General features: G+C 48.3%; 12 protein-coding genes and 1 pseudogene. 3 read left to right on the top strand and 10 right to left on the bottom strand.

The genetic code is table 11. The features are described from left to right. Window positions 1-22: 22 nt before the first annotated feature. The 5 genes from casB to J5I83_RS11765 form a co-directional block, all read right to left on the bottom strand. Window positions 23-535 carry a type I-E CRISPR-associated protein Cse2/CasB gene (gene casB, locus J5I83_RS11785; protein ID WP_304056293.1) on the bottom strand — a complete coding sequence of 171 codons (513 nt, stop codon included), beginning with the start codon at window positions 533-535 and terminating at the stop codon, window positions 23-25. A gap of 19 nt (window positions 536-554) precedes the next feature. After that, window positions 555-2,186 (bottom strand): type I-E CRISPR-associated protein Cse1/CasA, encoded by a 1,632-nt coding sequence (gene casA, locus J5I83_RS11780; protein WP_304056291.1) that lies wholly within the window; start codon window positions 2,184-2,186, stop codon window positions 555-557. After that, window positions 2,183-4,978: a CRISPR-associated helicase Cas3' gene (cas3, locus tag J5I83_RS11775; protein ID WP_304056288.1), complete on the bottom strand. Its 2,796-nt coding sequence runs from the start codon at window positions 4,976-4,978 to the stop codon at window positions 2,183-2,185. Before cas3 ends, casA begins: the two co-directional genes overlap by 4 nt. 73 nt (window positions 4,979-5,051) lie before the next feature. Continuing rightward, window positions 5,052-6,020, bottom strand: a complete 969-nt coding sequence (locus J5I83_RS11770; protein ID WP_304056285.1) for a YafY family protein — start codon at window positions 6,018-6,020, stop codon at window positions 5,052-5,054. A gap of 671 nt (window positions 6,021-6,691) precedes the next feature. Then, complete coding sequence (locus J5I83_RS11765) at window positions 6,692-6,910, bottom strand: hypothetical protein (protein WP_304056282.1); 219 nt, start codon at window positions 6,908-6,910, stop codon at window positions 6,692-6,694. Window positions 6,911-7,595: 685 nt separating this feature from the next. On the opposite strand from J5I83_RS11765, the pseudogene J5I83_RS14590 reads away from it, so the two are divergent. Continuing rightward, window positions 7,596-7,814 (top strand): annotated as a pseudogene (locus J5I83_RS14590) (thermonuclease family protein); the annotation flags it as partial. A 155-nt stretch (window positions 7,815-7,969) separates the two neighbouring features. Here J5I83_RS14590 and J5I83_RS11760 read toward each other — a convergent pair. Genes J5I83_RS11760 through coxB form a run of 4 tightly spaced genes read right to left on the bottom strand, consistent with a single transcriptional unit; the run spans window position 7,970 to window position 12,338 of the window. Beyond that, window positions 7,970-8,764 carry a cytochrome c oxidase assembly protein gene (locus J5I83_RS11760; RefSeq protein WP_304056279.1) on the bottom strand — a complete coding sequence of 265 codons (795 nt, stop codon included), beginning with the start codon at window positions 8,762-8,764 and terminating at the stop codon, window positions 7,970-7,972. Further along, a complete protein-coding gene (locus J5I83_RS11755; RefSeq protein WP_304056276.1) occupies window positions 8,755-9,105 on the bottom strand; it encodes a hypothetical protein in 351 nt (116 codons plus the stop codon). Before J5I83_RS11755 ends, J5I83_RS11760 begins: the two co-directional genes overlap by 10 nt. A 1-nt stretch (window position 9,106) precedes the next feature. Next, window positions 9,107-11,623 (bottom strand): cytochrome c oxidase subunit I, encoded by a 2,517-nt coding sequence (ctaD, locus tag J5I83_RS11750; RefSeq protein WP_304056273.1) that lies wholly within the window; start codon window positions 11,621-11,623, stop codon window positions 9,107-9,109. Further along, a complete protein-coding gene (coxB, locus tag J5I83_RS11745; RefSeq protein ID WP_304056272.1) occupies window positions 11,616-12,338 on the bottom strand; it encodes a cytochrome c oxidase subunit II in 723 nt (240 codons plus the stop codon). The genes ctaD and coxB overlap by 8 nt, the downstream gene beginning before the upstream one ends. Window positions 12,339-12,359: 21 nt before the next feature. On the opposite strand from coxB, the gene J5I83_RS11740 reads away from it, so the two are divergent. After that, complete coding sequence (locus tag J5I83_RS11740; RefSeq protein WP_304056270.1) at window positions 12,360-12,812, top strand: DUF2231 domain-containing protein; 453 nt, start codon at window positions 12,360-12,362, stop codon at window positions 12,810-12,812. A gap of 45 nt (window positions 12,813-12,857) precedes the next feature. Here J5I83_RS11740 and J5I83_RS11735 read toward each other — a convergent pair whose 3' ends face one another. Then, window positions 12,858-13,271 carry a CopD family protein gene (locus J5I83_RS11735; protein ID WP_304056268.1) on the bottom strand — a complete coding sequence of 138 codons (414 nt, stop codon included), beginning with the start codon at window positions 13,269-13,271 and terminating at the stop codon, window positions 12,858-12,860. A gap of 526 nt (window positions 13,272-13,797) precedes the next feature. Here J5I83_RS11735 and J5I83_RS11730 point away from each other — a divergent pair. After that, the coding region (locus J5I83_RS11730) for a sodium:alanine symporter family protein (RefSeq protein ID WP_304056266.1) at window positions 13,798-15,014 on the top strand (1,217 nt) is incomplete at its 3' end.

The following is a 15,014-nucleotide window of genomic DNA, read 5'->3' as shown; positions in this document are numbered from 1 at the left end:
CATTATTTTAAAAAAATGAAATTTAAACCGCCGATTTGGCGGGCCAGCGATAGGTATAGGCCCAACGTTTCTTCACGTTATCGCTCCAGAGCAGCACGTCATTAGCCAATTCCAGTACATTGGCCTGATAGGAAACTAATGGCAACGCCCGGCGCAAACCGCCGAACACCTCATCTAACGAAGATGAATCTAGCAAACGCCGAAAACGTAATTCTGAAAATGGCGGACGCTCTCCTTCGGACATAGCTAATGGCAAGCTTCGTTCATCCTGAACTTTTACATGCGCAAGCAAGCCAGCAATAGCAGCGAGTCGCTCATTTCGCCAATTGTTTTCCGGTTTATCCTCTTTCGGCCAGCCAGTCGCTAACAGCATTTGATAAAGATGCTGATACCCCCCCGTAAGTACGATCGCTGTCAAATTATGGGCGCGACGCAACTCGGCACGATCTCCCCGATTATTCTCCAACCCCTCCCACCATCGCAGTAAAACTTGTCCGAGAGCAGTTTCAGGATGAAAAGAAATTTTGTCATTCATACTATTTTCTCCTTTGGGTTCAGGCCGATACTTTGGCGTTCTTTTTCGTTAACTTGCTTGGTTTCTCAACCGGTAATCTCAGAATTACTTTAAGCTTATCACCGTACAAACTTGCACGTAGCCGGTTGTGTGCATCAGCCACACGACGAGGGTTTTGTCGCTCGACGAGGGCTATACCTACCAATTCGGCATCAAACAGTTTTACTGCTGCATCAATCAATTTATTGCGCCAACGTTCACGCCAAGGAGTCAAGCTTGAATCACCATCTTCATCTCGCGCCTGCTCGATGAGTTCGCTCAACAATCCATAAAATCCCGATTCAGTTCTCGACCAGAAAGCAGCATCAACAAACCCCCAATCACCTTTAGCTTCCGAGCTATCGCTGAACCAAGCTGACCTAACGGCAGTACGTAACAGAAATGCGGCATGGTCAGCCGCATCTATCCATTTAGCTACTTCGGATTGAACGAGCTTGCGTTCTTCCACATTACGTTCTGCCAAACCATACAGAGGGAAGGTGGATTCATACCAGCAGCGAGCTTTCATGTTTTCCATGTCATAGCCGAAGACCCATAACCTGAATTGCCCTTTGAGTCTTCTACTATCCAGTACATATGAAACCTGTGAAGCGGGTTGAGTTTTTTTCTTGTCCCCCTGCACTCCAAGAACCCAGCCCAACCAGAGCTTGTAGCCCAATCCACCCGGTTGTGGATGCATAGGTAGCCATTCTTCAGGCTTGCTTTCATAGTATGGCGACAAAGGATGCCTCCATGCGCCTTTGTAATTAAATCCTTTTGGTCTTGTAATGTAGCGGGTCAATAACTTCGCAGATTCACGACCACAGGTATCGCAACGGCCACTGACTGTATTGTCCTGATCGAGCCGAATTCTGCGAGGCATACTCCAGAACACATGGGCAGGATGAACTTGAATAGGAACGGTTTTTCCTCCCGCAGCCTGTATAGATTGCATGTCAGCCAGCCAAGGGAAAGTAAAATGCAGCGCTGTCTTGTTAGCGTCGCCGCCGGTCCCCAGAAAAGAATCGCGGTCACGCACATTCAGCCATATCGTATGCCAAAGCGAACGTGTAGGTGTCGCAACAATCAATGTTGTCAATGGGCCTCCACCTCGAAGTGAAGTAAAGTGTCCGTTTCCACCGCTTGGTGCATTTGTTTGCAGGGTAAAAAGCGCCGTCTCGGCACAATGAGGACACAGGCCAGAAGCTAATCCACGCTTGATGAAATGATCTTTGTTTTCCTTGAGCGTGTTATCACCCGGCGCTTCGATTAAGAGCGAACCAATCTCATTGAATTCTGAGTTTTGCATCCCGGCCGTGTGCAAACTGTAATCCTGCATAAACCGCGCACCATCACCATCGAATACAAAGGCACTTTCTATTGGCGTAAACCAATGTTTCAGGACTTCAGCTGAAGGTGGCTCGTCATACCACTGTTGCCATTCGGCATGGCTGTTCATGGGTGTGGTAGTCTGTACCAAGCCGATCAAAAACTGAACTAACGCACCGTTAAAATCTGGCCGCCTAGCATCCAGCGCAACAATATCCGGCTCGCCGATCTGGCAAGGTGCAATCCAATCCTGAACACCGTCCTTGCGGCGCACAGGTATCCAAGCTTCATCCAGCAGATTCATTCAGTCTCCTCGATAATAGATTTTTCATCTGCTGCCAATCGCAGCCCCATCTTGCCATCATATTTCCACAACTGCAGCTGTGCTGCTTGCCCCGGAATTTCTCCACTCCATGCCTGTGCTTGCCAGCACCCGTTTTTGGTTTGTTCTAACACCAACAAAATCGACCACTTGCCTTTGCTCGGGAGCTGATCTTTGACGCGCAAAAATTCTTTCTGTTGAACGCTATCATCAGGCTGTGGAACACTGGCAAGCAAACGCTCAGCCACCCGTACCGTGCTGTAAGCCCAAGCGTGATTTGGACGTTCTGCCCATGGCAAGAGTTGTCCGCTTCCCCAACGAGCTAACACTACATTGACACTCACATCGCCCAAACGCGACGGCGTTTTGGCTTCGCTCCACCAATCCATCACGTCCCCACGTTTATAACCATTCGCAAAATTTAGAGCATTACTCTTCGCATGACTAGCTTCAGCCATCTGCTGCCCTTGCACAGTCAGATTATTTTGTTGCAATCCTTGAGGAATACTCGACGATTCGCCAAATACTCCTTCAATTAAGGCACGAGCATCTTCTGGCATAGTAAACTTGCCAACCTGCAAGGCTTTGGCCGTTAGCCACAATTGCGCGTGATGGGGATAAACCCCCGCAGCCTTTGGGAAAGCGGTCTTGAACCAATGTACTGCTGGTTCGGCGCTCCAAGCAGGACCAAATACCACCATAAGCGGCATGCCCCGTTGATCCGGTTCGCCATTTGCCAAACGATTGCCGGATGCATCACGATTATGCCGTCGTAAACGTCCAGCTCTTTGGATTAAGCGATCAATTGGAGCCAAATCACTAACTAGTAAATCAAAATCCACATCTAGTGATTGCTCGATTACTTGGGTAGCAATCACCAAACGACCTGAGCGTTTGCTTGCATCACTATCAGGACCAAAGGTAGTAGTTACGTCACTTTCTTTCATCAGCCTGTCGTCCAAAGCAAAGCGGGCATGAAACAGAGTCAATTTCTCTTGGGGTAAGCATTCAGAAAATAACGCAAAAGCTTCCGTGGCATCCGTTACGGTATTGCGAATCCAGCAGACGCACTGACCGGAGGCTAAGGCATCATTGATCATCGCGACAACTTTGGATTGCTGATGTTGGTAATCAATAGTAACTGTGCGCTTTACTGCATCGCGCGTACCCAAAGCATTCTCAATTGGCTGGGTACATACGGCATGCCAAGTGGTGGCCAGTGGATATGGCAAGTTTTGTCGGATAGTTTGGCATAAATTGTTGCGCCCTTTGGCATAAGCATCCAAGAGTGCTTGTTTCATGCGTGATGGTAGGGTTGCCGACAACAGAATCACACTACCGCCAGCTCGCGCGTGAAATTCAAGCAGTACCTCCAATATGCCTTGCATATAGGCATCGCAAGCATGAACTTCATCCACGATCAACACCTTATTGAATAAACCAAGCAACCGTAGTGATTGATGTTTGCTGTGTAGCACGCTAAGCAAGGCTTGATCGATGGTACCAACACCAGCTTGGGACAATAACGCACGCTTGTTATGGTCAGCCAGCCAGGCCGTACAGCGCGCCGATGCAGTTTCATCCTGTTGCTCAAGATCATCTTCTACACCGGAAGATGGCAAAACTGATTTCGCAAAATTTTCCACCAACTGGCGATTGCCATGCGCCAGGACCAAATTAGCATTACCGGCAAACAATTTTTGGTAAAAATGAGCCGCGCGATCATACATTGCGTTAGAAGTGGCCATGGTGGGCAAAGCTATGAAAAAACCTTGAGCCGCACCCTTTGCCATCAAACGGTAAGCAAGCATTAGGGCAGCCTCTGTCTTGCCCGCCCCTGTTACGTCTTCCAGTAAAAATATTTGCGGTTCCCCAGATATTTCCGTATCTATTGCCCATTGTTGTAAGGGTGATGGGGTCGAAATATTCTTATTCTTGAAGAGATCGGTGAAGGTATAACTTGCAATAATTTTTTGTGACGTTACACCACTATCTTTCAATGCTTTCTTTGCCCGCTGACACGCATGTTGCCAGTATTTCTCTAGTGACATATCTGTCTCTTGATAGGGAAAATAACCGGTATTGGAACCAAGCCAATCAGCCAATACGGCAATACCAGCAAGCCACCATGACAAAGCCTGACTGACATGCTCAAATTTGACTGAATCAAGTACGATAAATAACGTTTCCGCCGACTGCGGCAGTAGAAGTTCACGCATGCCATTGATAAACGCGAGCACGGCTTTCTTGTCACGCTTTGAGTAATAGTCACCAATATCACAAAAAGTAGGGAAAGTTTTTGGTGGCTGGCCATGATGTCCTGTGACAGCTCTCATCCAACTATCGAGACCCGTCATTCGAGATTCAGTCGAACTGCCAAACCAGCCATCCTCAACAGCGCGGTCAGCAAGATAGTCACGCCATAACCACTGTCCTAGAGAATCATGACGTTCCGTATAGGATTTTGCCGGATCAGGTTTCCTTCCTTGCAATGCTTCAAATAGTTCAGGTTTTTGTGATTGAAAAGCTTCGCTGAATTTTCCTAAATCATGCAGTGACAACCAGAATGCAACCCACTGTTTTCCATCAGTGTGATCACACTGTAACTGAGTGCAGATCCAATCACAAAAAATAGTTTCTTGATTTAAATATTCCAACCCCACTGCCGCCACATCAAGACAATGATAAACAAGTGGATGCCACTTTTGTTCACCTGGATAATTAGGATCTGCCTTACCCCAGTAGTTAAGAATCTCGTCTTCTAGTTGTTCCATTATTTTTTACTTTAAAGCTTTGTAGGACATTTCGAGAGTTTACATTCATGACAAGCTCAAAACCTGATCCTGCCTAACCATATTTTTTTATTGCCGCCCGCAACTGCTTGATCACCTCCTGCCGTAATTCGGTAGGCTCGATAACTTCTACCTCTGCACCATGTTTCAGGATATCCATCACGAGTTCTTTGCTATCAGCATAAGGGATACGCAGTTCATAGCTGCCATCGGGTAACAGTGTTCCTTGTTGCTGTGGATGCCATTGTTCATCGGCGACCCAGCGGGCGCGTTCGGATGAAAAAAGCAGCACGGCGATTTCCTTTGGCTTACCGGCAAAAATGCCGTAGCTCACGGCAAAATGGGCATCGAGTTCGTCATCACTGAATTCGAGTGCAGCATTGCCAAGCGGCTGAGGCGCGCTGATACGATCAACGGCAAAGCTGCGCAGCGCATCACGTTTATGACAATAGGCTTCCAGATACCAATTGCCGCGATAATGGGTAAGGCGCTGGGGTGAAACCTGGCGCTGGCTGATTTGGTTGTCGCTGCGGCTGTGATAGTGAATGTGCAGTCGCTTTCTTTGCAGCAAGGCGCTGGCTACTGACTGGAAATGTTCCGTGGCTGGCTTCCTGGCCGTCATCTGCAGGATTCGGATACGTTGAGCGATTTCACTGTTGCTGAGTTGCGCAGTGGCGAGAATTTTTTCCAGACGGCTTTTTATCGGTTTGAGATGATCATCCAGCAAGCCTGGCTGAGTTTGTTGCAGCAACTGCTGTACGGTTAACAGCGCATACAGTTCATCAGCATTGAACCAGAGACCGGGCAGTTCAAACACTTCCCCTGCGCCGGTATCGTAGATATAGTCATTGCGTTCACGATCGTATTTTAGCGGTGCGTTGAAATACAGCCGCAATTCTTCAATGATGCGTTTGACTGTGGCAGTTGAGCATGCGAGCCTTTCCTCGAGCATCTGCCGTGAAACGGGGTATCGTGCAGAAGACAATAGCTGATGTAATTTGTAAATGCGTTGCAGACGATCCATTGTGGCTATTCTGTTTATTTTCTTGTTATGTCCATGCGACTGAAACCCGGTTTAGTCGCTGGATGAATAACTGAGAATTTAACCACAAATTATCCAATTTATGAAAATTGCATTGCAGTTCTGATCAATCAGGCAAGCTATGTATGCTAACGACAGCATCATTTAGTTAATATACTCATCAAATGACATTTGAAACAACATTGAAGAAACCATTGTTTCTCTCAGTTTCTGGTCTGGCTGTACTATGTGATGAATTTTTTCTTTTGGAGCGACAGGTGATTTCAGCGGTCAAGTCGAATTCGATTGATCCGGCTGTGATATGACGTGAGGCTTGCAGTGGGCATGTTTACAGCCTGTGGCAACGATGGTTGTATAGGTATTAGCAAACCTATACCGTTTACGGTGAGCTAGTCGAATCGCTCAGGAACTAGCTTTGGCTTTGGCCTTGGGCAGGTTCTGGCCGAATGGCGTCTTTGTAAGTGTTTCGATGAAACAATCTAACAGTTACCTCCTTTGAAGTAATTTGGCTGATTCTTTAATGGAATTGACATTATCTCCCGCCGTGCTGATGAGTGCGAACTGCCATGCAGGATGGTTTGATTCAAGCTCACGCTTCATCCCGCACCGCAATCCTGTGTCATTATTTTATGCCCCGGCCCCGGCGAGCTATGTCAATAGATAACCGAGCCACCTTCGATTTGTTTTTTCCGCTCAAGATACTCGTCGCGGCTCATTGTGCCCTTCTTGAAGTCCTCTTCCAGCTTCTCCAGTTGCTGCTTGTTCTGGTACTCATAAGCACCGCCGGCTGCACCAGCTCCTACCAGTGCGGCGCAACCTGTGAATAAGCCCAGTGCCAGCAGGACAATGATCAATCTGAGTAAGTCGCGCATGGTATTTCCCTCCTTCTTAAGTGAGATGTGGTTCAGGTAGGCGCGGCCATAACCGCGTCGCTGAGTGTCTTTGCCTTGCTGACACCCGGTTGCAGATTTTGTCCTGTCCGCAGCAATTCCTCAGCTGCAAATATCCAGGAAAAAAATAACTCTCTTTTTTAAAGCGATGATGCTTCCGTAGATTATTGAAATAAACTGACAAATAAAATACGTACAAACACGTAGGAACGGTAAATTTGTGCTGTTACCCGATTCAAGGCGTGAGCAAATTTTAACAATCGAAATTTATTATCCACAAATTCCGTGGATAAGGCTGTGGGTAACTGTCGTATGTCGAGGAAGGGTAACGGATATTCAGCGTGCTGTAAAAAGAAGCTAAAAAATATGGGTTAACAACTCCGGTTAACAGTTCTGATAAATTGAGCTGCACTCATACTGGCAATGCGCACAATACGCCGTCATAAGGAACATCGAGTGCTGCTTCAAATTGCGGCGCGATTGCAAGAGCGGGTAATCCTTAATCAAGGGGCTGACATACAATTCCTCATCGCCATTGGCGATCTCTGCATCAGGTTACCAATGTATTATTGGATGGCGATACCATTCTGTTAAAAGGTGGCGAGCGTATAAGATTGCTTGGCATCAATGCTCCTGAAATCGAAAGCCGTCAAATGGAGAACACGCTAACTTACTGCTGGTTGAAAAAGGATTGGCTGTAGTCAATTGGCTTCCTCCAAATATTCGTCATGCTGATGCCATGATCAGAGCACAACAGCGAGCTAAAAGACAAAAATTAAGGATTTGGCCACTACCTGATTATCGTCCACGACTCCTCACGCAGATATCGCAAAAAATCACGCGGTTGGCAACGTTTGCTGGGTACGCCCACATCTTTGAAACGTAGTAAACGTTATAGTCGGTTAATTTTCAATAACAAAATAGACGTTCGGATTGATAACAACAATCTTGCCTTTTTTCCAGCGCTAGAAACCTATCTCCATAAACCACTGTAAATTCGTGGCTGGATATCGCGAAGTTTCTAAGTAATGAGGGAACGCACTAGGAACTCAGCGTGCGTGAAATACGCCTGAACCAATACAAGCTGCACCAGATAGCTGCGATAAGATAAGGCAAGCCCGACGGCACCCACATAATCAGACCAGCCAGCTGTTGATCGTGAAAATCACGTGAATCGTTGTATAAAGGTATTTGTGCAAAGGTAAGCAAAGCACCAAGCATGCTGGTGTGCATCAGGGTAAACAACAAAGCCAGCAAGGTAACGGCAGTGCGCTGGTTTAATACCGACCACCAGAACACGCAGGCGCTTAACGCAAAGCAAATGTGCTCGAGCAAATGCCACCATGGGCTTGCCAATGCTAAATTATAAAATTTTGGCGCATGCCAGAACCAGATGACGACACTTTGCATAAAAGCTGCCTGCATTGGGTAACGGCTCAAATACAGCAGTGGCTTACTTAGCCAGACAACCGGCCATCCGCCTACCGCGACCCATTGAGGTAGCGGCCGTGCCAGCATATAAAGCGGGATGATCACAACCATAATCAACATATGCTGAGCCATATGCATGGCTGAGCTTTCTTCCACCCAGCCTCCCAAGGGAATGAGCAAAGCTAAAATCGCGGCCACGCTAGCTACGTTAAATGCTAACCAACGCTCAATCAAAGATGGAATGCGTCGCGCTCCAATACAATACATAAACCAGAAAACCATGAGCATTACCATGCTGACAGTAAATGACAGCCACGCATCCCCTACGCTTTCAATTCCATCATGCGCTTCCACAGGATTGGCCGACACGACCACAGCAACTAACAGAACTAATCTTACAAACATGGCGGCAACAGCAACACAATCAAACCCAGACTCAGCGTGGCTATTGCACCCGCCAAATTTACCCTGGCTCCTAATTTGGCGATAAACGTGCGCGATGGATTCTTTGGCTTATTCGTTGCATGCATTGCACGCCAGCACTGATAAGCCCAATAAAATAGCAATCCTGTAATCGCCAACGTAGTAAACAGTAATGCGATATTAATCCAGGTAAATGAGCCTTGCGCAATCGGTGGCGGCGCTACTTCGCAGGCGATCACTAATGCGCCGTACATCAATGCGAACCAAGTAATCCATACCGCCAATCCTAATGCCAGTTGCAATGGGTGATAAGGCGAAAGCATTTCAAATACCTCCCCACGCGATAGGTAACAGCAAGATAGCAGCCAAACCGATCCAGAATACACTCGCCGTATATAGCCACCAAGGTTCCACCACTGCGACTTCATAGGGAGCAGTTTTTCCGACATAACCATAAGTGACCCGCCTTGCTTGTAACATAGTCATGATGACCGCAAGTCCGCTGTGAAATATCAAGTACATCAAGATAACAGCAATGACCGCATCATGGGCGGTTTGTGTTACCGCCAATGCCGAAGTTGCCCAAATCCCAATTAACATGCAGCAGTGCACCAGGCCAACCAGCGCTATTCCCCATAACTGGCTCTGGAGATGAAACCAGCCTCCTTCACGTAATCTTTGCAGCAGACGTTTATACCAGATGGCAGCACCCGTCAGCAATCCGCCAGCTATCAATAGCGATAACCAGGGCAGTGGTGTCACATCGGGTACTTGCCAATGCGGCGCGATGATCATCAAATAGAACCAGCCGAATAGTAAGGATAAAAACAGCGCACCATCGGCCAACAGCGTTACAATCATGCCCCACAGACCAGGACTATCAAAAGTGCGTGAATGTAAAGGAGGGTAATCAGGCATGACGCTGGCATCAGGTGCTGCCCCAGGATGTGCACCGTTTATCCAGGACCAGCGCAGCAATAATATCAAACTGATCGCCACCGCTGCCAAAGCTAGGTCATAAGTTCGAAGCAAAAGGCTAATGCACAATACTGACAAGACCAAAGCTGTAACAAAAGGCAACCAGGAATTACCGGGCAAATGGATGATTTCGCGGATCTTGCCGGTAATGGGATCTGACCCCCAAGTCTCACGTCTTCCATGATCGATCTCGGAAAGTGTATAACAGCCTTCTGCAATCGATGTTTGCAAATCAGGTTTACGCCACATGGGATGTCGCGTGGGATAGTCCGGCAAGCTGATGAAATTATAAGGCTGAGGAGGGGTGCTTGTTGCCCACTCCAGTGTATCGGCATGCCAAGGATTTGTCCCTGCCGGTCGCCCCATACGGAAATGCAGAATGATATCCAGCAGGATCATTGCAATACCCATGGCAAGAACAAAACTGCCCATTGACGATAGACTATTTGGTAAATCCCAGCCTAGATCAGGCTCATAGGTATAATTACGCCGTGGCATACCGAGCAGTCCGGTTAGATGCATTACCAGAAACGTCGTGTTGAAACCGATAAACGTCAGCCAGAATCCCCAGCGCGCCAGCTTATCAGATGGCATGCGCCCAGAGAAATGAGGTAACCAATAATACAAACCGGCTATCAGGGGAAAAACCACACCGCCGATGATCACATAATGCAAATGAGCAACGACAAAATGCGTGTCATGCACCTGCCAGTTGAAGGGCACCACTGCCAACATGATACCTGTCAATCCCCCTGCCACGAAAATAACTAAAAATCCAGTCAACCAGAGCATGGGAATATGGTAAACCGGTCGCCCGGTCCATAGCGTCGCTAGCCAGGCAAAAAACTGAATCCCGGTGGGTATCGCGATCAACATACTGGCCAACGAGAAAAATGCCTGTGCCAGTTTGGGAATCCCAATGGTAAACATATGGTGTACCCACAGGCCAAAACTGATAAAACCGGTCGAGATAACCGCCAGCACAATCCATCGGTAACCTACGATAGGCCGGCGTGCGAATACCGGCAACAATGTCGAGACAATACCTGCGGCTGGCAGAAAGATAATATAGACTTCCGGATGACCAAATAGCCAGAATAGATGCTGCCAAAGGATGGGATCTCCACCGCGCGCGATATCAAAAAAGGGCATGCCCGCCGCACGTTCCAACTCCAGCAGAATACTGCCAAGAATGAGTGGTGGAAAACCGAATACAATCATAAATGCCATGACTAGAATGTACCAGCAAAACAGCGGCATTTGCAGCAACCCCATACCGGGAGTACGGCTACGCAGAATTGACACGATCAATTCGACACCGGCTGACACAGCAGAAATTTCAACGAAGGTGATGCCTAACAGCCAAAAGTCGATATTAGGCCCAGGTGAGTAAACTGCGTTACTCAGGGGTGTGTAAGCGAACCAACCAGCATTGGGGGCGACTCCCAACAACAAACTCGAAAGCAGAATAATACTGCCAAATAAATAACACCAATAACCAAAAGCACTGAGCCGCGGAAAAAGTAAATCACGCGCCCCGATCATTTTGGGAATCAAATAGAGTGCCAACCCTTCGAGCATTGGCACTACAAATAAAAACATCATGACGGTGCCGTGCATCGTAAACAATTGATTGTACAACTCGGCATCGATGATTTCTTGCTGTGGCAGCGCTAACTGGGTACGCATTAACATGGCCAATAAGCCACCAATCAGAAAGAATACCCCGCCTGTGACCATAAAGCGGATACCGATCGTCGTGTGATTGACGATAGTCAATGCCCGCCAGCCCCGCGGATTACCCCAGACCTTCATAAAATCGTCATGGAGAGCAGCCGGATCTTTTCTAGTTATCTCATTCATAGCTCTTTTCCTCCAGCCAAGCTTCAAATTCTTCTGGCGTATGCACTACAACAGACAATTTCATGTGAGCATGACCGATTCCGCAAAATTCTGAGCATTGCCCTCGAAAATGCCCCGGCACATCAGCTTGAAGTCTCAGAGTATTGGTCCGCCCCGGAATTACATCGATCTTGCCGCTCAATTTTGGTACCCAGAAGGAATGAATCACATCGGCGCTACTGACGTGTACATCAACCGGCATGCCAGCCGGCAAATGTAACTCATTCATCGTTTTCACGTGTGTGTCGGCATAACGAATCTGCCACAACCATTGTCGTGCAGTCACCTCAATGCGTAGCGGCGTTTGTTCCTCCAGCGGCAACGGTAACATGCGAAAGCCCATCGGAATGCTAAAACTCAATAGCACAATCATGCTGATAATCGGCAGCACTACCCCTCCACCGATAATCCACCAACTGGACAGTCTGTGCGCTTGTACCTTAGTCATTGGCGCCGGCTTGCGCCACATGGCATATAGCCATAATGCCACCATAGTCAACAGTACTAATGCAAAAAAACCGAACATCCCCCACCACAAATTGGCTATAGCATGCGCTGACGGTCCAGCTGGATCCAAGGCAGATTGTGGACCACTGCAGCCGCTTAGAAAAAAAAGAATGATAATCGCCGCTAACAGCACTAAACTATGAGCAGTCGTTAATGTTTTTATTCTCAAATTTTGATGAGGAGCATAATCATGGCACGACAATCGATTATCAGCCGTATGTCTATTGGTGGACATCCCATTCATCCCATGCTGATTCATTTTCCTGTTGCCTTCCTGCTTGGATTGGTAGGTGCCGATTTGGCCTATCTCTACACAGACGACCCTTTCTGGATACGCGTAGGCTTGTGGCTGGCTGGCCTGGGCAGTTTGGGTGGGTGGCTGGCAGCGTTTGCCGGCTTGATTGACCTGGTATTTGTGCCGCGTATTCGCTCCCTGCTCATTGCCTGGATTCATGCATTGCTGGCCATCATGACGCTGGCACTGGCTTCGTTCAACTGGTTGCTGCGCTATAGCAATGAAAGTGGCTTCGACCCTTGGGGTTTGCATATCTCGTTGCTGACAGCAGTGCTGATAACCCTCACCAGCCTTCTGGGAGGACAAATGGTTTACCACCACGCTGTGGGTGTTAATACCAAATCCTGACGTGGTATCCCATGTAATTAGCTCCAGATATCGCATGATCAACTCCTAAAAAGGTTTAGTCAGCACAACCCAGAGAATAGCTAATATCAGTATCACGATCCCCGCTCCTAGCAATATGCAAGATAGAACCAATTTTTGGGAGGATGCCCGTTGATCATGCAAAATAATCCAGCCGCTGAAGGCATGGCATAAAACCAAGAAGAAGACCAGCGTGAGCTTAAGAATGAGCCAGGACTCGGCTATTTCCTCTAGCAAGAAAATGGTTGTGCCAGTGACGATCGCGATCAACGCAGCGGGTGTCATGAATAACCTGTAGATCAGAACCACTACGTCCATAAGGCGCTGCTGGGAAGTAGCCGATTGTTGAGATGCCGAACTGGCTATTAATGCGGGCAGGTACAGCAATGATGCGCACCAACTTAATACGGCAACGATATGTAATAGCAAAAGCCAGAGCATAATTTTCCCTTTTCCTTTATCAATCTGTGAGTCGGGGAACTTCGGGGAAGTAATACTTATCTGTATTTGCTGCTTTACCGACGTAAAAAGCTGTTGGTGCTACAACATTTCGTACATCAGTGCTATCAAGTGTCGACCAATATCCATTCAATGTCAATATAATTGAATGGTGTATAGGAAGCGTATAAAAAATAAATGCCCTTTTTAATAAGAACCGAATGTACCGGGAAACGGTTTGATCATCAAATGAACGGAAAGTCATCCGAAATTGGCAAAATTTGTGTTCGATCAGTAACAAAAAGTATTGGTTTGGGGTCCTTTTTCGCTATTTGCGTGCAAGACGCCCAAGGGGAAGGCCAGCTCAATCATGAAGAGAGCTAAAAAAAGGGGAGCAAAGGCTGGCTCCCTTTTTTATGTCGATTCGTTTGTATTGGTGTCAACAACCGCAACTGAATAGCCGACTTTTTGTATTTTGCCCGGAATCGTATTATGGTGAGTCAACAATAAAAAAGGGGTGGTACGGGTTATGCTTGAACACATCACGGCCTGGACAGGCCAGTTATCGGGCCTGTTATGGGACAGTCCGGTCACGCTACTACTATTACTCGGCGTCGGCATCTATCTCACGTTTCGACTTGGCTTTGTACAGGTCAGGGGGTTCCGCCATTCCATTGCCGTAATATGCGGCCACTACACCAATCGCGAAGACCCTGGTGAAGTCACGCACTTTCAGGCTCTGTCGACGGCACTGTCCGCGACCGTGGGCACGGGCAATATCGCCGGGGTTGCCACTGCCATCAGCTTCGGCGGCCCGGGCGCCCTGTTCTGGATGTGGGTGACGGCTTTTCTCGGCATGGCCACCAAGTTTACCGAAAGCACGCTGGCATTGAGGTTTCGCGAAATCGACAAGGGCGAAGTGGCCGGTGGTCCCATGTATACCCTGTTGCACGGTTTGAATATGAAACGCACCGCCATGGCGTTTGCCCTGTTCGCCATGATTGCATCCTTCGGCATCGGCAACCTGGTGCAGATCAACTCGGTGGTGGACGGCCTGTCCTATGCCATTCCGAATCTTAAGGATTACAGCTGGCTGGTCGGCGTCATCATGGCGGTTATCGTGGGTATGGTGATACTCGGCGGCGTTCGCCGTATTGCCAAAGTGGCCAGTGCCATCGTGCCGTTCATGGCCATGATGTACATTGCCGTGTCGTTCGCTGTATTGCTGATCCACTATACGGAAATTCCGTCGTCCATCATGTTGATACTCAACTATGCGCTCAACCCCTGGGCTATGGGGGGTGCCGCCGTGGGCGAAGCGATTCGCTGGGGCGTGGCGCGCGGACTGTTTTCCAACGAGGCGGGACTGGGTTCGTCGCCCATGGCCCATGCGGCGGCCACTACCAAAGAACCGGTGCGCGAAGGACTAGTGGCGATGATAGAACCGTTCGTAGATACCTTGGTGATCTGTACCATGACCGGCCTTGCGATCATTGTTACCGGCGCTTATATTCATGCGCCGGAAGGTGTCGAAGGTGCAGCGCTGACCGCCCATGCGTTCAGTACCGCCATGGGCAACGGAGGCGCCGTAGTAGTGGGCATCAGCCTGGCGTTGTTTGCGTTTTCCACTATCATTGGCTGGTCCTATTATGGTGACCGCAGCGCTAAGTTTCTGTTCGGCGGACGCGCTGTGATGCCTTACCGGGTGATCTATACCCTGCTCATTGTGGTGGGCGCCATCGTGCC

The organism is Nitrosomonas communis, from assembly GCF_024102715.1.
GTDB classification, from domain to species: Bacteria; Pseudomonadota; Gammaproteobacteria; order Burkholderiales; family Nitrosomonadaceae; genus Nitrosomonas; species Nitrosomonas communis_B.
Note: the sequence above shows the minus strand (reverse complement) of the source record. Positions and strands in the feature narration are given on the sequence as shown.

What these genes read in the sequence shown, in the direction of transcription:
- casB (WP_304056293.1), bottom strand. Translation starts at nt 535, where the DNA reads ATGAATGACAAAATTTCTTTTCATCCTGAAACTGCTCTCGGACAAGTT.
- casA (WP_304056291.1), bottom strand. Translation starts at nt 2,186, where the DNA reads ATGAATCTGCTGGATGAAGCTTGGATACCTGTGCGCCGCAAGGACGGT.
- cas3 (WP_304056288.1), bottom strand. Translation starts at nt 4,978, where the DNA reads ATGGAACAACTAGAAGACGAGATTCTTAACTACTGGGGTAAGGCAGAT.
- J5I83_RS11770 (WP_304056285.1), bottom strand. Translation starts at nt 6,020, where the DNA reads ATGGATCGTCTGCAACGCATTTACAAATTACATCAGCTATTGTCTTCT.
- J5I83_RS11765 (WP_304056282.1), bottom strand. Translation starts at nt 6,910, where the DNA reads ATGCGCGACTTACTCAGATTGATCATTGTCCTGCTGGCACTGGGCTTA.
- J5I83_RS11760 (WP_304056279.1), bottom strand. Translation starts at nt 8,764, where the DNA reads ATGTTTGTAAGATTAGTTCTGTTAGTTGCTGTGGTCGTGTCGGCCAAT.
- J5I83_RS11755 (WP_304056276.1), bottom strand. Translation starts at nt 9,105, where the DNA reads ATGCTTTCGCCTTATCACCCATTGCAACTGGCATTAGGATTGGCGGTA.
- ctaD (WP_304056273.1), bottom strand. Translation starts at nt 11,623, where the DNA reads ATGAATGAGATAACTAGAAAAGATCCGGCTGCTCTCCATGACGATTTT.
- J5I83_RS11740 (WP_304056270.1), top strand. Translation starts at nt 12,360, where the DNA reads ATGGCACGACAATCGATTATCAGCCGTATGTCTATTGGTGGACATCCC.
- J5I83_RS11735 (WP_304056268.1), bottom strand. Translation starts at nt 13,271, where the DNA reads ATGCTCTGGCTTTTGCTATTACATATCGTTGCCGTATTAAGTTGGTGC.